Source organism: Devosia sp. Root685 (assembly GCF_001427875.1).
GTDB lineage: Bacteria > Pseudomonadota > Alphaproteobacteria > Rhizobiales > Devosiaceae > Devosia.
Genome location: NZ_LMHK01000004.1, coordinates 125,201 through 143,448, shown reverse-complemented (window position 1 = coordinate 143,448; position 18,248 = coordinate 125,201). Strand labels below are relative to the sequence as shown.

General features: G+C 61.7%; 13 protein-coding genes. 12 read left to right on the top strand and 1 reads right to left on the bottom strand.

What is annotated here, in order from left to right; genetic code table 11:
* The first annotated feature begins 28 nt into the window (after window positions 1–28).
* From ASD83_RS18075 to ASD83_RS18035, 9 genes are read left to right on the top strand one after another with little or no spacing between them, the layout of a single operon-like run.
* On the top strand, window positions 29–967 hold the full coding sequence (locus ASD83_RS18075; protein ID WP_056313587.1) for an ABC transporter permease: 939 nt from the start codon (window positions 29–31) through the stop codon (window positions 965–967).
* Entirely contained in the window at window positions 967–2,727 is a 1,761-nt protein-coding gene (locus tag ASD83_RS18070) for a dipeptide/oligopeptide/nickel ABC transporter permease/ATP-binding protein (protein ID WP_056313586.1), read from the top strand. Before ASD83_RS18075 ends, ASD83_RS18070 begins: the two co-directional genes overlap by 1 nt.
* A complete protein-coding gene (locus ASD83_RS18065; RefSeq protein WP_056313584.1) occupies window positions 2,724–3,539 on the top strand; it encodes an ATP-binding cassette domain-containing protein in 816 nt (271 codons plus the stop codon). The genes ASD83_RS18070 and ASD83_RS18065 overlap by 4 nt, the downstream gene beginning before the upstream one ends.
* Window positions 3,540–3,543: 4 nt before the next feature.
* The gene (locus tag ASD83_RS18060) at window positions 3,544–5,325 is read left to right on the top strand and encodes a sulfatase-like hydrolase/transferase (RefSeq protein ID WP_056313582.1); all 1,782 of its coding nucleotides are present in this window, start codon (window positions 3,544–3,546) and stop codon (window positions 5,323–5,325) included.
* Window positions 5,326–5,347: 22 nt separating this feature from the next.
* Complete coding sequence (locus ASD83_RS18055) at window positions 5,348–6,895, top strand: sulfatase (protein ID WP_056313580.1); 1,548 nt, start codon at window positions 5,348–5,350, stop codon at window positions 6,893–6,895.
* A 14-nt stretch (window positions 6,896–6,909) separates the two neighbouring features.
* Window positions 6,910–9,366, top strand: coding sequence for a beta-glucosidase (locus ASD83_RS18050; RefSeq protein ID WP_056314055.1), 2,457 nt, complete (start codon window positions 6,910–6,912; stop codon window positions 9,364–9,366).
* A gap of 38 nt (window positions 9,367–9,404) precedes the next feature.
* Window positions 9,405–10,301 carry a formylglycine-generating enzyme family protein gene (locus tag ASD83_RS18045; RefSeq protein ID WP_413813504.1) on the top strand — a complete coding sequence of 299 codons (897 nt, stop codon included), beginning with the start codon at window positions 9,405–9,407 and terminating at the stop codon, window positions 10,299–10,301.
* A 55-nt stretch (window positions 10,302–10,356) separates the two neighbouring features.
* Entirely contained in the window at window positions 10,357–11,289 is a 933-nt protein-coding gene (locus ASD83_RS18040) for a sulfite exporter TauE/SafE family protein (protein ID WP_056313576.1), read from the top strand.
* Window positions 11,289–12,041, top strand: a complete 753-nt coding sequence (locus ASD83_RS18035) for a TIGR02186 family protein (RefSeq protein ID WP_056313574.1) — start codon at window positions 11,289–11,291, stop codon at window positions 12,039–12,041. The genes ASD83_RS18040 and ASD83_RS18035 overlap by 1 nt, the downstream gene beginning before the upstream one ends.
* A gap of 466 nt (window positions 12,042–12,507) precedes the next feature.
* On the opposite strand, the gene ASD83_RS18030 is transcribed toward ASD83_RS18035, so the two are convergent.
* Window positions 12,508–13,227, bottom strand: coding sequence for a helix-turn-helix transcriptional regulator (locus ASD83_RS18030; protein WP_056314054.1), 720 nt, complete (start codon window positions 13,225–13,227; stop codon window positions 12,508–12,510).
* A gap of 88 nt (window positions 13,228–13,315) precedes the next feature.
* Between ASD83_RS18030 and ASD83_RS18025 the strand changes: the two genes are divergently transcribed.
* From ASD83_RS18025 to ASD83_RS18015, 3 genes are all read left to right on the top strand, one after another.
* Window positions 13,316–14,260 carry an alpha/beta fold hydrolase gene (locus ASD83_RS18025; RefSeq protein ID WP_056313571.1) on the top strand — a complete coding sequence of 315 codons (945 nt, stop codon included), beginning with the start codon at window positions 13,316–13,318 and terminating at the stop codon, window positions 14,258–14,260.
* Window positions 14,261–14,588: 328 nt separating this feature from the next.
* Complete coding sequence (locus ASD83_RS18020) at window positions 14,589–16,886, top strand: methyl-accepting chemotaxis protein (RefSeq protein WP_156386038.1); 2,298 nt, start codon at window positions 14,589–14,591, stop codon at window positions 16,884–16,886.
* 143 nt (window positions 16,887–17,029) lie between these two features.
* Complete coding sequence (locus ASD83_RS18015; RefSeq protein WP_056313567.1) at window positions 17,030–18,223, top strand: alpha-D-ribose 1-methylphosphonate 5-triphosphate diphosphatase; 1,194 nt, start codon at window positions 17,030–17,032, stop codon at window positions 18,221–18,223.
* Window positions 18,224–18,248 lie beyond the last annotated feature (25 nt).

Genomic DNA, 18,248 nt, shown 5'->3' with positions numbered 1-18,248 from the left:
CCGAAAAGTGCAGGGAGGGCCCTTCCCCATGCTTAGCTACGTATCCAAGAGATTGCTTTCGAGCCTGGTTCTCCTGGCCCTCGTCACCACGCTGACCTTCGCCATGGTTTTTGGCGGCGCCGACAATGTCGCGCAGAACATTCTGGGCGATAACGCAACCGATCAGCAGATTGCCGATCTCGAAACCAAGCTCGGCATCGATCGCCCGCTCTATGAGCAATATGGCACTTGGGTGGCGAAGGCAGTGCGCGGCGACCTCGGCATGTCCTGGACCATGGGCGAGAGCGTTTCGAAAATTCTCTCCGGCCGCTTGCCGGTCACTCTCTCCATGGTCGTCCTGGCCATCGTCATCATCGGCGTGGTCTCGGCCCTTCTCGGCATTGCCGCCGCCGTGCGCGGTGGCTGGGCCGATCGCGTCATCCAGCTCATCAGCGTCGTCGGCTTCTCGCTCCCCAACTTCTGGCTGGGTCTCATCCTCGTGGTGGTCTTCGCGCTCAACCTGCGCTGGCTGCCGGCCACCGGCTATACCGATTTCACCACCTCGCCCACTGGCTGGCTCGCTTCGCTGGCCTTGCCTGTCGGCGCTCTGGTACTTTCGGGTATCGCTTCCGCCTCCCAGCAGGTGCGCGGCGCCATGATCGACGCGCTGCGCCAGGATTATGTGCGCACGCTCAGGGCAGGGGGCATCAAGCCCTCCTCGGTGCTGTTCCGCCACGCCTTGCGCAATGCCATGCCGGCTGCCCTCACCGTTCTGTCGCTGCAGTTCATCGGGCTCCTTGGTGGCGCTGCCATCATCGAGCGCGTCTTCGCTATTCCCGGCCTTGGTTCGATCACCGTCCAGGCGGCCCTGTCAGGTGATATCCCGATCCTGATGGGCGTCGTCGTTACCATGATCATCCTCGTCGTCATCGTGAACATTGCCATCGATCTCACCAATGCGTGGGTCAATCCCAAGGTGCGCCTCTGATGTCCGCCGCTACTCCCGCTCCGGCGCCTGCCGCCTCCAGCCGCGAAAGCATCGCGCTTTCCGTGCTCACCAATCCGCTCGGGCTGATTGCCGCCATCCTCTTGGTCCTCGTGATCGCAACGGCCGTATTCGCCCCGCTGATCGCGCCCTTCGCGCCTGGCGATCTGCAGATCTTCAAGATCAACGCCCCGCCGGGTGACGGCTATCTGCTTGGTGGTGACGGCTCCGGCCGCGATATCTTCAGCCGCCTCGTCTATGGTGCGCGCAATACGCTGATCGGTGCCCTGATCGCGCTCAGTGTTGCCGCAGCAATCGGGGTCACCGCCGGTCTCTTCGCCGGCTATTTCGGCGGCCGGCGTGAGGTGGTGATGAGCTGGATCGCCGATGGCCTCATGGCCCTGCCGGCGCTCATCGTGCTCCTGGCCTTCTATCAGTCGCTGGGTTCTTCCATCCAGGTGTCGATGGTCATCTTCGGCATCATGCTCTCGCCTGGCTTCTACCGGTTGACGCGCAATCTGGTGAATGGGGTCAAGCACGAGCTTTATGTCGATGCCGCCCGCGTCTCCGGTCTTTCGGATATGCGCATCATTGCCCGCCATATCCTGCTCGTCATCCGCGCTCCGGTCATCATCCAGACCTCGATCGTCGCCGGTATTTCCATCGTCATCCAGGCGGGCCTCGAATTCCTCGGCCTGGGCGATCCCTCCGTCCCGACCTGGGGCGGCATGCTGCAGGACGCCTTTGCCAATATGTTCGTGGTGCCCACCGCCATTCTCTGGCCGGGCCTCGCCATTTCCATCACCGTGGCCTCCTTCGTTCTCCTCGCCAACGCCATCCGCGACCGGCTGCAGCAGGGCAACCGGACGGCCCCGGCCTCCAAGATGCCCAAGGTCGTGGCCAAGCCGGTCGGTGCAGCACCCACCGACAATGACCTGCTGCTCGATATCCGCGAGCTCGTCGTCGGCTATCCCGGCAAGACCGGCTGGACCGAAGTGGTCAAGGGCGTGTCGCTGCAATTGCGCAAGGGCGAAGTTCTTGGCCTTGTCGGCGAAAGCGGTTCGGGCAAGACCCAGACGGCCTTTTCCGTCCTCGGCCTGCTTTCGACCGGTGGCCGCATTCTTTCGGGTTCGATCTGGTTCGATGGCCGGGACATCGCCAACCTGCCCGAAGACGAGATGCAGAAACTGCGCGGCAAGCGCATTGCCTATGTGCCGCAGGAACCGATGAGTAATCTCGATCCGGCCTTCCGCATCGGCTTCCAGCTCACCGAACCCATGATGACCGTGCTCGGCATTTCAAGGTCCGAAGCCAAGGCGCGGGCCCTTAAATTGCTCGCCAAGGTCGGCATGCCGGACCCCATGCGCACCTATAAGGCCTATCCGCACCAGATTTCGGGCGGCATGGCGCAGCGCGTGCTCATCGCCCGCGCTATCTCGTGCAGTCCCGACCTCTTGATTGCCGACGAGCCGACCACCGCGCTCGATGTGACGGTTCAGGCCGAAGTGCTCGAACTGCTGCGCGATCTCCAGGCCGAAATGGGCATGTCGGTGATCCTCGTCACCCACAATTTCGGCGTCGTCGCCGACATCTGTCACCGTGTCTCGGTGATGAAGGACGGCAAGGTGGTCGAGACCGCCGATGTGCGCACGCTCTTTGCGGATCCCCAGCACGATTACACCAAGATGCTGCTCGGCGCCGTGCTCGATGACGTCACGCCCCGCACCTATCGCCCCCGCATGCTCAAGGAAGTTTCGGCATGAGCGACGATGTGATTGTTCAATGCATTGATGTGAACACCAAGTTCGGGGCCCTCCACGTCCTCAAGAACGTCAATCTCACCGTGCGGCCCGGCGAAACCGTCGGCCTTGTGGGCGAGAGTGGTTCGGGCAAGACGACGCTGGGCCGCGCCATCCTCGGCATCGGCCCGGTCAGCTCCGGCCGCATCCTCTTCGAAGGCCATGACATTGCCGGCGTCGCCCCGCGTGACCGCAAGGGCAATGCGGCCTCCATTCAGGCCGTGTTCCAGGACCCCTACACCTCGCTCAATCCTTCGATGACCATCGAGGACATTCTGGTCGAGCCGATCGTCGCTCGCCGCCAGGCGAGCCTGGAAGAGGCGCGGGCGCGTGTGCGCACGCTGCTCGATCAGGTGAACCTGCCCAGCGACGCTGCCTATCGCTATCCCCGCGAATTCTCCGGCGGTCAGCGCCAGCGCGTCGCCATCGCCCGGGCCTTGGCCCTGTCGCCGCACCTCATCGTCTGCGATGAGCCGGTCTCGGCGCTCGATCTGTCGACCCAGCAGCGCGTGCTCGACTTGTTCGTCGAAATCCAGGAGCGAACGGGGGTCGCCTATCTCTTCGTCAGCCACGACCTGTCGGTCGTCCGCCACATCTCGCATCGCGTTGCCGTCATGCGCGGCGGCGAGATCGTTGAATTCGGCGATTGCGACCAGGTCACCGCCCATCCGCAACACGACTACACCAAGCGCCTGCTGCTGGCTGCGCCCGTCGCCGATCCCGTGCGTCAGGCCGATCGCCGTGCCGCCCTGCGCGCCCTGAATACCGGAGCCTAATGCCATGCGTGCCATCATCGTCATGTTCGACAGCCTCAACCGGCGCATGCTGCCGCCCTATGGCTATGAACACGCTCATGCCCCGAACTTCTCCCGTCTCGCTTCCCGCACCGCTACCTTCGACCGCTGCTATGCCGGTTCCATGCCCTGCATGCCGGCACGCCGCGAAATGCATACCGGCCGCTACAATTTCCTCCATCGCTCCTGGGGCCCGATTGAGCCGTTCGACGACTCCATGCCCGAAATCCTGGGCCGCAATGGCGTCTATACCCATCTCATCACCGACCATCAGCACTATTGGGAAGATGGCGGCGCGACCTATCACAACCGCTATTCGAGCTACGAGTTCTTCCGCGGCCAGGAAGGCGATCTCTGGAAAGGCGTCGTCGACAAGAACGATCGTACGCGCCTCAAGGACATCTTCTACCGCATGCAGAATCAGGACGGCATCAACCGCACCTATCTCGAAGATGAGGAAGATCACCCCCAGACCCTGACCTTCGACGCCGGGCTCGAATTCATCGACACCAATGCCGGTGCCGACAACTGGATGTTGCAGCTCGAAACCTTCGATCCGCACGAGCCCTTCTTCAGCTACGACCAGTACCACCGTCTCTATCCCGAGAGCCCCTTGGGCAATGGCGAAGACTTCGATTGGCCGCCCTACGCGCGCGTCACCGAATCCGACAGCACGGTCGAGAACGCCAAGCTGCGCTATCTCGCGCTGCTGTCCATGTGCGACGCCAATCTCGGTCGCGTGCTCGACCTCATGGACGAGAAGAACATGTGGGACGACACCATGCTCGTGGTCTGCACCGACCACGGTTATATGCTGGGGGAGCGCGGCTGGTGGGGCAAGTCGGTCATGCCCTGGTATGACGAAACCATCCACACGCCGTTTTTCGTCTGGGATCCCCGCTCCGGCGTCGCCGGTGAGCGCCGCCAGGCCCTGGTCCAGACCATCGATATCGCGCCGACACTGCTCGACTTCTTCGGTTTCGAACCCACCAAGGACATGAAGGGCCAGCCGCTCAAGGAGGCAGTGGCTAGCGATAGGCCGGTCCGCGAAGGCGGCCTCTTCGGCATTTTCGGCGGCCATGTCAGTGTTACCGACGGACGCTATGTCTACATGCGCGCTTCGGCTGATGAGACCAATCGGCCGCTCCTCGAACATACTCTGATGCCTACCCACATGCGCTCGCGCTTCGAGCCGAAGGAGTTTGCCGGGGCCGAATTGATCCCAGGCTTCTCCTTCACCAAGGGCGCCCCCTTGATGCGCATGCCCGGCTGGACCATGCGCGGTCCCACCGAGTTCGGCACTTTGCTCTACGATCTCGAAACCGATCCGGGTCAGACCAACCCGCTGCGCGATGCGGCCCTCGAATTGCGGATGGCCCGGCTGCTCGTCGAGGTCATGCGCGACAACGATGCTCCCGTTAGCCAGTATGAACGGCTGGGTCTGCCGGCCAAGGGCGAGGTCACTGAAGCTCACCTTCTGATCGAAAAACAATGGGCACAGGTCGAGAAGGGACAGCGTCGTGGCCCGACTGTGCACGATTTTGCACGTGACGCCGTGATTGCTACTGTCGATGTTAACAGTCTGCTAACCAACTCGGACGCGCGGTCAATCCTTGTTGACGCGCTGCCGGCCCTGGGCGGCAAGGCAATTCCACCCATCTTCCACGACAAGACAGTGCTCGAGATCGCCGGCATGGTGCCGCATCTCGACAAGAGCCGCCTGGAGCAGATCGAAGCCTCGCTCCAGTCCGTCGTCCCAGCAGAATAACAAAATATTTCAGGATCTTACCATGCGTCCGAACATCATTTTCATCATGAGCGACGACCATGCTTCGCGGGCCATTTCGGCCTATGGCGCAGGGCTGAATTCGACGCCCAATCTTGATCGCCTAGCCAACGAAGGCATGCGCCACGACGCAACCTACGTCACCAACTCGATCTGCACCCCCAGCCGCGCCGCCATCCTCACCGGCACCTACAATCACGTCAATTGCGTCACCACCCTCTACACCGAGATCGACAATCGTTTGCCCAATGTTGCCAAGCACTTGCGCAAGGGTGGCTATCGCACCGGCATGTTCGGCAAGTGGCATATGGGCGAGGGCCCGGCCCATAATCCCACCGGTTTCGACGACTGGGCCGTCGTCCCGGGGCAGGGGGACTACTGGGATCCGAAATTCATTTTCCCGGACAATTCCCGCCGCCGCATACCCGGCTATGCCACCGACATCATCACCGACATGAGCCTTGATTTCATTGAGAAATCCGGTGACCAGCCCTTCTTCCTGATGTGCCATCACAAGGCGCCGCACCGCAATTTCGAGCCGCACCCGAAATACAACCACCTCTGGGCCGACGAGGATATCCCGCTGCCCGAGACCTTCAACGACGACTATTCCAACCGCGCCGCCGCCGCAGCCGCCGCCAAAATGCGCATTCGCTCGGACATGAACTACGAGGATCTAGGTCTCGTAACCCCTTCCGGCCCCGCAGAAAAAGTCGGCCCGCTGATGCTCGATTTCATCTCCTGGATGCGCAAGGTCCCCGATCTGCAACCGGGCGAAACGATCACGGTAATCTGTTCTGAAACCGGCGAAAATTTCACTTTCGACGATCCGCAGAAATTCGCCGAATTCAAGTACCAGCGCTACATGAAGCGCTACCTGCGCACCGTTGCCTCGATCGACGAAAACGTTGGTCGTCTCCTCGACTATCTCGACGAAAAGGGTCTCGCTGAAAACACCATCGTCATCTACACCTCAGACCAGGGCTTCTTCCTCGGCGAGCACGGCTGGTTCGATAAGCGCTTCATGTATGAAGAGTCGCTGCAGATGCCCTTCCTCGCCCGCTATCCCGCTGCAATCAAAGCAGGATCGGTCAGCGCCGACATTTCCAACAATGTCGATTTCGCCCCGACCTTCCTCGATTATGCCGGCCTGCCCATCCCCAGCTACATGCAGGGCCGCTCGATGCGTCCCGTCCTTGAAGGCCAGACGCCGGCCGATTGGGAACAGCTCACCTATCACCGCTACTGGATGCACAATGACGAAATACACGAAGCCTGGGCGCATTACGGGGTCCGCGACCAGCGCTATAAGCTGATCTACTGGTACAATGACGACCTTGGCATCCTCGGCGCCCGCCCCAACGGCGCTGCGCCAGAGTGGGAGCTTTTCGATTGCGAAAAGGACCCGCATGAGCTGACCAATGTCGCTCACGATTCAGCTTATGCCAGCGTCTTCAAGGACATGCTTGCCAAGCTTGATGCGAGGATGGCCGAAATCGGCGATGTGCCTGAGCACGACAGCGCCACCGTTCTTTCCTCTCTGGCGGCGTGATCGCGATGACCGAAATGACCAGAACAATCGACGACCTTCTCGACGCCATGACGCTCGAAGAGCAGGTGTCCTTGCTTTCGGGCGAGGACTTTTGGTCACTGCCGGCCATCGAGCGGCTGGGTATCGGCAAGCTGCGTGTCTCCGACGGCCCCAATGGCGCCCGCGGCGGCGGTGGTCTCCTCGGTGGGGTGAAGGCCACGGCTTTCCCGGTCGGCATCGGCCTCGGCGCAAGCTGGAATGTCGAGCTTTTGCAGGAGGTTGGCGTCGCCCTCGCGGGCGAAACAAAATCGAAGGGCGCGCATATGCTGCTCGCCCCGACCGTCAACATCCAGCGCGCGGTGACCAACGGCCGCAATTTCGAATGCTATTCTGAAGACCCGCTCCTCACCGCCGAGCTTGCTGCCGCTTACATTACCGGCCTCCAGAGCCAGGGCATATCAGCGACGATCAAGCACTTTGCCGGCAACGAATCCGAGATAGAGCGCACCACAATGAGCTCGGTGATCGACGAACGTTCCTTGCGCGAGGTCTATCTGATCCCGTTCGAATGGTCGGTCAAAAAAGCCGGCACCAAGGGCGTCATGACCGCCTATAACAAGGTCAACGGCGCTTACGCCTCCGAGCACAATTGGCTGATCAACGATGTGCTGCGCGGTGAGTGGGGCTTTGATGGCCTCGTCATGTCGGACTGGTTCGGCTCGCATTCGACCGCGCCGACCGTCAATGCCGGCCTCGACCTCGAAATGCCCGGACCGTCACGTGATCGCGGTCAAAAGCTGGTCGCTGCCGTCGAGGCCGGCGAGGTTTCGCGCGACACCGTGCGTGCTCGTGCCAGCGCTGTGTTGTCGGTCATGGAGTGGACCGGTGCACTCTACGACAATCGCCCGCACGAAGAACGTGCCGATGATCGGCCGGAAAACCGCGCCCTGATCCGTCGCGCTGGCGCTGAAGGCACGGTGCTTCTCAAGAATAACGGTGTTCTTCCCATCAAGAGTGTCCAGCGCATCGCCGTCATCGGGCCCAACGCCAAAGTTGCGCAGATCATGGGCGGCGGCTCGTCCCAGCTCAATCCGCATTACCGCGTCAGCCCTTGGGATGGACTGGTGGAGGCCGTCGGATCGGACAATCTCTCCTTTGCTCCGGGCTGCACCAATGATCGCTTCCAGCCCCTGCTCAGGACCGACCTCAAGGTCGAATTCTTCGCCGGCCGGCACTTGGCGGGCGATGTGGTCCATGTCGAAACGCTCGAAGCGGCCGAAACCTTCTGGCTGGGCATGGTGGCGGGAGGCAAGTTGCCGGCCCTGGATTTTTCGGCTCGGCTCACCGGCAGTTTCACCGCCGATAAGAGCGGCACCTATCAAGTTGGCATCGCCTCGGCCGGCCTCGCCAAGGTCTATGTCAACGGCAAGCTCATTGCCGACGCGTGGACCAACTGGACCCAGGGTCGCACCTTCTTCGAGGAAGGTTGCGACGAAGTCGTCGGTAGCGTCGACCTTGAAGCTGGCAGGCCCGCCGAAGTTGTCATCGAGTTTGCGAGCAAGGACCACGCTACCCTCGGCGTGGCGGCCTTCCGCGCTGGCATCGGCCTGCCCATGGGCGACGCCGACATTGCCGAGGCGGCGAGCCTCGCTGCGGAAGCCGATGTGGCCTTGGTTTTCGTCGGTCGCAACGGCGAATGGGACACCGAGGGCAGCGATCTGCCGCAGATCGAATTGCCCGGTCGCCAGAACGAGCTGGTCAATGCCGTGGCCCGCGCCAATCGCAATGTGGTCGTGGTTCTCCAGACCGGCGGCCCCGTCGAAATGCCTTGGCTCGATGAAGTCGCCGGAATTGTCGAGGCTTGGTATCCGGGCCAGGAAGCGGGCAATGCTATTGCCGACGTGCTCCTTGGCAAGGCCGAGCCCGGCGGCAGGTTGCCGCAGAGTTTTCCCGTTCGCTGGTCTGACAATCCGGCCTCCAGCCAGGACCCGAAGATCTATCCGGGCATAGACGGCGAAGTCGAATATCGCGAAGGTGTCTTTGTCGGCTACCGCCACTATGACCAACACGGCATCAAACCACTGTTTCCCTTCGGTTTCGGCCTCAGCTATACGAGCTTTGCCTTCGACGCATTTTCGATAGATGACAGCGCCTTCGAGACCGATGGGACGGTGAGCGTGAGCCTCGATATCAGCAATAGCGGCACCCGTGCCGGCTCGACGGTTGTGCAGCTCTATGTTGCGCCGCAGAACGCGCCAGTGAAGCGCCCGGCCAAGGAACTTAAGGCTTTTGCCAAGGTCCCCCTTGCCGCTGGTAAAAAACAGCGCGTCACCATGTCCCTCGATGCCCGCGCCTTCGCTTATTTCGATGTGGACCGTCAGCGCTGGATTGCCGCCCCCGACACCTATCGGCTCCTCGTCGGCACCGATGCGATGACCACCGTCTTCAGTGGCTCCGTCACTCGATCCGTGGAAATCGAGCTACGCCCATGAGCAGTTGTTGCGGATCATCTCGGGCAGCCTTGGGTGAGGTGAAGCAGGCTTCACCCGCCACGACCTCGCCACAAGCGCAGGGTGGCTCGCCGCATGGGATGATCCGCGTCAGCGGCGGCAAGAGTTTTGTAGGAACAAACAGCCCGGAAATCCCGCAGGATGGCGAGGGGCCGGAGCGTGAGGTTGTGCTTGCAGATTTCGGTCTCGAGGCCGAGACGGTGACGGTCGAACGCTTTGCCGCCTTCGTTGCTGCCACTGGCTACGTTACCGAGGCCGAACGTTTCGGTTGGTCGGCCGTGTTTTTCGGTGACGAGAAGCACTTGGCGGAAGCGACGGCGCTCGGGTCGGGCCTCCCCTGGTGGCACAGCGTCAATGAGGCCACGTGGCGACAGCCTGAAGGAACGGGCAGTTCTATCCATGATCGGCTAGACCATCCGGTGACGCAGGTTTCATGGGCCGATGCCAATGCCTTTGCGGCTTGGGTCGGCGGGCGGTTGCCCACAGAGGCCGAGTGGGAGCATGCAGCCCGCGGCGGTGCCGTGCGGCGCCGTTTCCCATGGGGCGAAGCCGAGCCGACAGATGAAGCAATTTACGCCAATATCTGGCAGGGCCGCTTCCCCAATCTCAATACCGCCCGCGATGGCTTCGAACGCACCGCCCCGGCACGCAGTTTCGAGCCCAATCCGCTCGGGTTCTACAGCATGTCCGGCAATGTCTGGGAGTGGACGCGCGATACGTTTCGCGTTCGTTCGCTCGCCAAGCAGGCGCGTCTCCGCAATGCCCAAGCGCTCGCCCATTCGGAAAAGGTGCTGAAGGGCGGCTCGTTCCTCTGTCACATCTCCTACTGTTATCGCTACCGCATTGCTGCACGCATGGCCCTGTCGCCGGACAGCGCCGCAAGCAATGCCGGTTTCCGGGTCGCCTACGACCTCTAGATATTTTTCGTTCGGGCCTTTTGGCGCGGGCTTTATTCTTTCAGCGGCGCCATAAATGCCCATCTATCTGCCTATCGCCGAACTCTCCGTAGACGTCTTTTTTCTCCTCGGGATCGGTGCGGCCATCGGTTTTATTTCCGGTATTTTCGGTGTCGGCGGGGGGTTCTTGCTGACGCCCATGCTGCTGTTCACCGGCGTACCAGCGCCAGTTGCCGTCGCCTCGGTGACCGCGCAGGTCGTTGCCTCATCGACGTCGGGCGCCCTTTCCTATTATCGTCGCGGCGCCGTGGACGAGAAGATGGGAGCCTTCCTCGTGCTCGGGGGCGTCTTTGGCTCGGCGCTCGGTGTCTGGATCTTCGGCATTCTCAATGCGTTGGGGCAGCTGGATCTCTTCCTATCCCTGGGCTACCTGCTGCTGCTCGGTTCGATCGGCACGCTGATGTTCATCGAATCTCTGCGCACCTTGCTCAAACGTAACCAGGAAAAGCCGGCCGTGCGTCGCCGCCTGCCGGGACAGATCCCCTGGGTGCAGCGCCTGCCGTTCCGCACGCGCTTCCGTAAGTCCCAGCTCTATATTTCTGTCTTGCCCGTCATGCTGATCGGTTTCGTCATCGGCATCATCGGTGCACTGCTGGGCATCGGCGGTGGGTTCGTGCTGGTTCCGGCACTGGTCTATATTCTCCGCGTGCCCGGCAAGGTGGTGGTCGGCACATCGCTGCTCCATCTCATCGCCGTCATGGCCGTAACCTGTTTTCTGCACGCGCTGCAGACACAGTCGGTCGATACAATGCTGGCCTTCTGCCTCATGGTGGGCAGCGTCGCCGGCGCACAGTTCGGCGCCTCTGCCGGTCAGCATCTGCCCGGCGAGCAATTGCGCATCCTTTTGGCGCTCCTGATCCTCGCTATCGCCATCCGCTTCGCGCTCGGCATCGTGATCTGGCCCGATGACCCCTTCACGCTCACCAAGCTCGGCTTCGGGGAATCCTGATGCGGCATCTTTTCGTGCTCCTTGCCATGATGGTGCTGTTCCTCGCCCCGGCGGCGGCACAGGACGACGTGAATGTCGTCTTCGTCAATTCGGATCCAGTCGTGGCGGTGCATTCCAATTTTCGCGGGCAAACCGTCACGCTCTTCGGCAATATCGAGCCGGGCCAGAGCGCGACTGACGGGCCCTATTCGGTGGTGGTTCTTGTCCAGGGGCCATCATCGGACTGGGTTGTGCGCGAAAAGGAGCGACAGGGCGGTCTGGTGCTCAACAGCGCCTCTGCACACTACACCCAGACACCGAGTTACTATGCGATCCTATCATCCAGCCCACTGGCCCAGATTGTCTCGCCTGAAGTCGTCGACAAGCAACGCCTCAGTTTTGCGGGGCTTGCCGCTTTGACGCGACAAGGCGATGACACCTCCAATCTTGACTCCGAGTTCGTCCGCCTGATGCGCTCGGCCGGCAATTTTATCGAGGGTGAGCGGGGCGTCGTTATGCACTCGGCGACCACGTTCTCGGCCCGCGTCCCCGTGGCCTCAAATGCCGTGAACGGTCTTTATCTTGCGCGGGCGCTGATCATTGCCGATGGCAAGGTCGTTGGCGAGACAACCACCCGCTTCACGGTGAGAACTCAGGGTTTTGAACGCTATGTCGCCAACCTCGCAAGGTCCAATCCGGTCCTTTACGGGCTGGCGACAATTCTGCTGGCACTAGGCACGGGCTGGCTCGGTGGCGTGCTGTTCAAGCGCTAGCGGCGGCACGCTATCCGCGCGGTGGCAAATATTGCAATCGTACTCAACCATTGCCGCTTGAAGCTCATGGTAGGACTATGGCCTCAGGTGCGATTTGTCGGTTGGTCGTTGTGTGGCGACGGATCGTTGATCCGCATTCCGCCGTCCCTCAGATGGTCGGATAGCCGGCTACTATCGCGCGAAAAAGTCTGTCCGCTTTTCCATTCGTTAATGGAAAGCGGACAGACCGCAAACCACCCCATTTCCGCCATTTCGTCACTAGGCCAGTGCGGTTATAGACATGCCCTTGAAATCGAATTGTGCGTGATACACAATGGTTTTCGAGCCTATGCCGCTGAAAGCCCCACGCTTCCGGGACTCTCGGAGAGTCCCTCTCTCTCCGCCAGTTTTCCCACCCCTCCCAGAATTCCTGAAATATTCGCTTCGGCCCCTTCGGCTGCTGTGGCAGTTGCGACCGGGCGATGGCTTAGCGCGATAAATCGCGAACGTGACGAACGTGAGCCTCGAACGGCACGTGCCGGCGCTGAAAGGTTGCGCCCTCATCGACTGTCGGGCGGCTGATCCGGTCCATTCGAAAATGACGAAAGTCCTGGCGCGCCGGATCCCAGGCCACCAGATACCAGAGTGGCGGCAAGATCAGCATGGCTTGTGGCTCGACAATTCTGCTGGTTACTGCGCCATTTGCGTCGCGGTAGAGGATGTGCAAGTGCCGCCTCTGGAGGAATGCCGTCTCGAATGCGGGGAGTAGCGCGGGGTCCATCTCCCCCATGTTCGAGATATCGACCAGGGGAGAAAGCTGCCCGACATAGAGGCAATCGAGAAACCGGCGCAGGTCGCGTATCTTGTCCCGCGGCAGTGCCTTCTCGATCTTGGCAAGTCCAGCATCCGCGAGGCCCGCAAAGGGCAAATTCCCGGCGGCCCGCATCGATGCAACGCTGATGAGCAGCGCAAAGACCTCGGCAACCGAGAGCCGGGCGGTGGTCTGGACCGATTGCGGATCGAGTTGCAGCCCGCCGCCACGGCCAGGCTCGGAATGAATGACAAACCCCGCCTCGCGCAGGGCGCCGATGTCACGCAAGACGGTGCGCCTCGACGCGCCAACCGCCGCCGCCAGATCAGCGATGGTGGATGTTCCGTTGCGGCGAAGGCTGCGCACGATGGCGTCTTGTCGGAGGCGAGCTGTCATGGGGCAATGTTGCCATTCAATGGTGTCAAATTTTGGCACCATTCGCCTTCAAAGCCGTGGCTGCACATGTCAGCAAGGCGAATAATCAATGCGCAATATAATCGACTTTCCCCAGCCCACTCTTGTTTCGGTCAACGGTGTGACGCTCGAAGTCTTCGAGGCCGGCAGGGAAAACCAGGGCAAACCCATTGTGCTCTGTCACGGCTGGCCGGAGCACGCTTTTTCCTGGCGCCATCAGGTGCCTGCGCTGGTCGCGGCGGGCTATCACGTCATCGTTCCCAATCAACGGGGCTATGGCAATTCGTCCCGTCCAGATGATGTGACGGACTATGACATCGCGCACCTGACGGGCGATCTTGTTGCCCTTCTCGATCACTATGGATACAAGGACGCGACCTTTGTCGGCCATGACTGGGGCGCGATGGTCGTCTGGTGGCTGACGCTGCTGCATCCGGGCCGTGTCAACGCCGTGATCAATCTGAGCATGCCATATCAGGAGCGTGGCGACATGCCCTGGATCGCGTTTCTCGAACTGATCTTCGGCGCCGACTATTACTTCGTGCATTTCAACCGGCAGCCGGGCGTTGCGGATGCCATATTGGACGCGAACGCGGCCCGCTTCCTGCGCAACCTCTACCGGAAAAACGTACCCCTCACAGAGCCCGGGCCGGGCATGTCCATGATCAACCTTGCCAGAGCGGAAACCCCGCTCGGTGAGCCCGTCATGAGCGACAGCGATCTCGGCGTTTACGTCTCGGCTTTTGAAAAATCGGGGTTCACCGGCGGCATCAACTGGTACCGGAACCTTGACCGTAACTGGCACCTGCTGGCGGACGCGGACCCCATTATCCATCAACCCGCGCTGATGATTTATGGCGACCGGGACGTGATCCCGAAATTTGAAAAACTGGCGGATTTCGTGCCCAATGTGGACGTGATCGGCCTCGATTGCGGCCACTGGATCCAGGAGGAAAAGCCGGAGGAAACCAACGAGGCGATCCTGAACTGGCTCGCACGGCAGAGCGCCGGCTGAGCTCCCAACCGTTTCAAGACCATCTTCCTCCGGGCTTGCCGGCGGGAGGATGGTATGCCGAAGGCAATGAATGCGGCGCTCTCGATGGCGGGCGGCGCTCCGAGCGTCACGCCTCCACCAAGATTGTCCGCGTCCATAGGGGTTTAGGCTCCCCTCTCGAATTGCTCCTTACGCGGCATTAACCATTCGCACCTAGGGTTTGCCCCGGGACGCGGGAGAAATACTGCGGGGCGGAGCGGAGAAAACCTCGCACCGTGGTCAGCGATCTTTCCGGGAATTTCGATTGTTCGGCTGCGCCTTTTCGGCGTGGGCATTGCTGGCTTTTGGCATGATGAAATTGCATTCGATGCGCAGCCGCCTGATGGCTCTGACCTGCATCGGCTTTGCCGTAGGGCTTGTCGGGGTCACGCTCGCCGGTTCGACGCTGATGTGGCAGTCGAGCAGGCAAGAAGCGGAGGCCGCGGCGCGCGGGCTGCTGCGCGAATACGGCAATTCCATCGCCCGCGATATTTCCGGCGCCATTTCCATGGCCCGCACCACGGCCACCATGGCCAGAACCCTGGCGCAGACACCCGTTATCGATCGCGACGAAATGGGGCGTCTCGTGCGCGGCATCGTCGCCGATAATCCCCAATTGCTCGGCGTCACGCTGGTTTTCGAACCCAATGCGCTTGACGGCGCCGACGCCCTTTTCATCGACACGCCCTATTCCGACCTGACCGGCGGGCGCTTTGCCACCTACGCTTTCCGCGATGATGCGGGCGAAGTGGCGATCGAAAAGCTCGACATGGCCGACGCGGCGGTCGATGTCTGGTACGGCACGCCGACCCGCGCCGGCCGTCCGGTGATCACCCCCGCCTACGTCGATCTCATCGAAGACGTCCCAACTCTTATCACCACCATTGCCGCGCCAATCATTGCCGGTGACAAGATCATCGGCGCTTCCGGCGTCGATATCGCGCTGTCCGAAATTTCGGGCATGATCGGCGCGCTGAAACCCTTCAAGAGCGGCACCGCTTCGCTGATCGATGCCAGCGGCCAGTGGCTGGCATCGCCCGACGCGTCGCTGCTGGGCCAGCACGCCAGCGATCCTGCCATCACCGGCCTTGTCGAAACGGCAATGCGCGCGGGCATCGCGGAAGAATGGGATGGCGCCACCTATCATGCCGCCATTCCCATTAGCTTTGCCGGCGTCGACGAGCGCTGGATGCTGACCATCGCGGTGCCGCAGGATGCCATGGTTGCCGGGGCGATCACGGCGCGCAACACCATGGTGGTGGTTTCCATTGCCATTCTTGCCGCCGCGCTGATCGGGGCCTATTGGGTCGCGGCGCTGTTCGCCAAACCCATCACCGTGATGTCGAGCATCATGCGCCGCATTGCCGGTCGCGAACTCGATGCGGAGGTGCCCTTTATCGGCCGCAGGGACGAGATCGGCGGCATGGCCGAGGCGGTGGATGTGTTCCGCCAGAACGCCTTGCAGATCGACAAGCTGACCGAGGAAGAAGCTGAGCTGCAGGCCCATGCCAATCGCCGCGCCAAAATCATGCTCGATTTCCAAACCGAATTCGACGGCGTGGTCGAGGCCGGGCTTCGCGGCGACTTTTCCGCCCGTGTCACCTCGCGTTTTGCCGACGAGGATATTTCGCGCGTTGCGGCCAATATCAATGCGCTGATGGATTCGATCGGCCAGGGTCTCTCCGAAGCGGGCGAAGTGCTCTCGGCCATGGCCCACACCAATCTCACCCGCCGCATGGAGGGGCGCTACGAGGGCGCCTTTGCGCAGTTGCGCGACGATACCAATGCGGTGGCGGATTCTCTTGTTTCCATCGTGCGCCGCATCCGTTCGACCTCGGGCGAATTGCGTCTTGCCACCGGCGAAATCCTCTCCGGCACCAATGATCTTTCCGAGCGCACCACGCGTCAGGCCGCGACCGTCGAGCAAACCACGGCGGCGATGGCGCAATTGGCCGGTACCGTCACCGAAAATTCGCGCCGCGCTGAAGCGGCGAGCCTCGACGCGCGCAAGGCCTCGTCCGTCGCCGACGAAAGCGAAGCGGTGATGCAGCGCGCAACCACCGCCATGGCCGATATCGCCAGTTCATCGCGGAAAATCACCGATATTGTCGGGCTGATCGACGACATCGCTTTCCAGACCAATCTTCTCGCGCTCAATGCATCGGTGGAAGCGGCGCGGGCCGGCGATGTCGGCAAAGGTTTTGCCGTGGTCGCGGTAGAAGTCCGGCGCCTTGCCCAGTCGGCCGCCAGCGCTGCCGAGGACATCAAGAAGCTGGTGCAGAAAAGCGGCCAGGAAGTAGAGACAGGCACGCGTCTCGTCTCGGAAGCGGCGGAAAAGCTCCTCGCCATCCGCGATTTCGTGCGCAACAATGCCGGTGAGATCGAAGGCATTTCGGCTTCAAGTCGGGTCCAAACCAGCGCCATTGCCGAGGTTGGCGTCGCCGTCCGGCAGATGGACGAGATGACCCAGCACAATGCCGCCCTTGTCGAAGAGACCAATGCCGCCATCGAGCAGACCGAAAGCCAGGCCGGCGACCTTGAGCGCCTGATCTCGGCTTTCCGCATCGAAAAAGATTTTCGTGCGCCCCGTATGCAGGCGGCTGAATAGGGTCAACCCATTCTGGCGTAAAAGCTCCCGGGCCGGCTTAACCCATACCCGTCACGCGCGCGTCATCGTTCTGGACTAGGAGCGGTCCATTCGAATGGGTTGATGGCATGCGTGGTCAGGGCCATTTTGCGAGGATCAAGAAAATGTGGCTCTCCGATTTCCGTATCGTCCTCGCCGACCACGTTCTCGAAAATGGTGCGGTCAGAATCGAAGACGGCATCATTGCGGAAATCAGCGAACATCCGGTCGCCGATCCGCAAGTGAACGGCAACGGCCTCTTGCTGTTGCCGGGCATGATCGACATGCATGGCGATATGATCGAGCGCGAGATCGAGCCGCGGCCTGGCGTGCGCATGCCGATGGAAATGGGCCTTCGCGATCTCGACATGAAGCTGGCGACATCGGGCATCACCACCGCCTATGCTTCGCTGTCCTTCGCGCCCGGCTCGACCTATGGCCATATGCGCTCCTATGATTTTACCAGCGAAATGATCCGGGCCGTCGTCGCGGCGCGGCCGGGCCTACTTATCGATCATCGCGTGCATGCGCGGTTCGAAGTGACGTTTCCGGCCGCGCTTTCCGTCGTTAAGGAACTGGTGGGCGAGGGGTCGGTGGATCTGGTGTCGCTCTGCGATCACACCCCGGGCCAGGGGCAGTATCGCGATCTCGCCTTGCAGGCCGCAAGCCTCTCGAAGAACAAGGGCATTTCCCTCGAAGCGGCGGCCGAGCAGTTGCAGCAGCGTATCCGCGACCGCAAGGAAACCGCCGGCGATATGACCGCGACCCTGCGGGCCATTACCCAATATTGCGCGCTGCACGGCGTACCGGTTGCCAGCCACGACGACGATACGGTCGAAAAAGTCGAACTGATGGATGCGCTTGGCGCCAATATCAGCGAATTTCCGGTGACGCTGGAAGCTGCCCGCGAAGCCAATAGACGGGGCATGCTCAATGCCATGGGCGCGCCGAATGCGCTGCGCGGCCAGTCCTATTCCGGCAATCTTTCGGCGCGCGAGGCGCATCAGGCCGGCGTGCTTGACCTGCTTGCGGCCGACTATCATCCCACAGCCATGCTGCCGGCGGTGCTGGTTCTGGCCAAAACCGATCCGAATGGCCTTGCCGGGGCGGCGCGGCTGACCTCGCTCAATCCGGCGCGGGCGCTGGGTCTTGAAGATCGCGGTGAAATCCGTGTCGGGCTGCGGGCTGACCTGTTCATCGCCAGCGATACCGGCGTCGGGCGGGTGCATGCAACGCTCTCGCGCGGGCGTCCGGTGCATGCCGATGGTGTGGTGGCTTTTCCCGGCGCGGTGTCCACCTTCCAGCCAATGGCCGGCTAATATCGGCGTCATGAATTTCATGTGA

Bases quoted from the DNA above. Each gene is read 5' to 3' on its own strand.
- ASD83_RS18075 (WP_056313587.1), top strand. From the start codon at position 29: ATGCTTAGCTACGTATCCAAGAGATTGCTTTCGAGCCTGGTTCTCCTG.
- ASD83_RS18050 (WP_056314055.1), top strand. From the start codon at position 6,910: ATGACCAGAACAATCGACGACCTTCTCGACGCCATGACGCTCGAAGAG.
- ASD83_RS18025 (WP_056313571.1), top strand. From the start codon at position 13,316: ATGCGCAATATAATCGACTTTCCCCAGCCCACTCTTGTTTCGGTCAAC.
- ASD83_RS18020 (WP_156386038.1), top strand. From the start codon at position 14,589: ATGATGAAATTGCATTCGATGCGCAGCCGCCTGATGGCTCTGACCTGC.
- ASD83_RS18035 (WP_056313574.1), top strand. From the start codon at position 11,289: ATGCGGCATCTTTTCGTGCTCCTTGCCATGATGGTGCTGTTCCTCGCC.
- ASD83_RS18070 (WP_056313586.1), top strand. From the start codon at position 967: ATGTCCGCCGCTACTCCCGCTCCGGCGCCTGCCGCCTCCAGCCGCGAA.
- ASD83_RS18060 (WP_056313582.1), top strand. From the start codon at position 3,544: ATGCGTGCCATCATCGTCATGTTCGACAGCCTCAACCGGCGCATGCTG.
- ASD83_RS18040 (WP_056313576.1), top strand. From the start codon at position 10,357: ATGCCCATCTATCTGCCTATCGCCGAACTCTCCGTAGACGTCTTTTTT.
- ASD83_RS18065 (WP_056313584.1), top strand. From the start codon at position 2,724: ATGAGCGACGATGTGATTGTTCAATGCATTGATGTGAACACCAAGTTC.
- ASD83_RS18015 (WP_056313567.1), top strand. From the start codon at position 17,030: ATGTGGCTCTCCGATTTCCGTATCGTCCTCGCCGACCACGTTCTCGAA.
- ASD83_RS18055 (WP_056313580.1), top strand. From the start codon at position 5,348: ATGCGTCCGAACATCATTTTCATCATGAGCGACGACCATGCTTCGCGG.
- ASD83_RS18030 (WP_056314054.1), bottom strand. From the start codon at position 13,227: ATGACAGCTCGCCTCCGACAAGACGCCATCGTGCGCAGCCTTCGCCGC.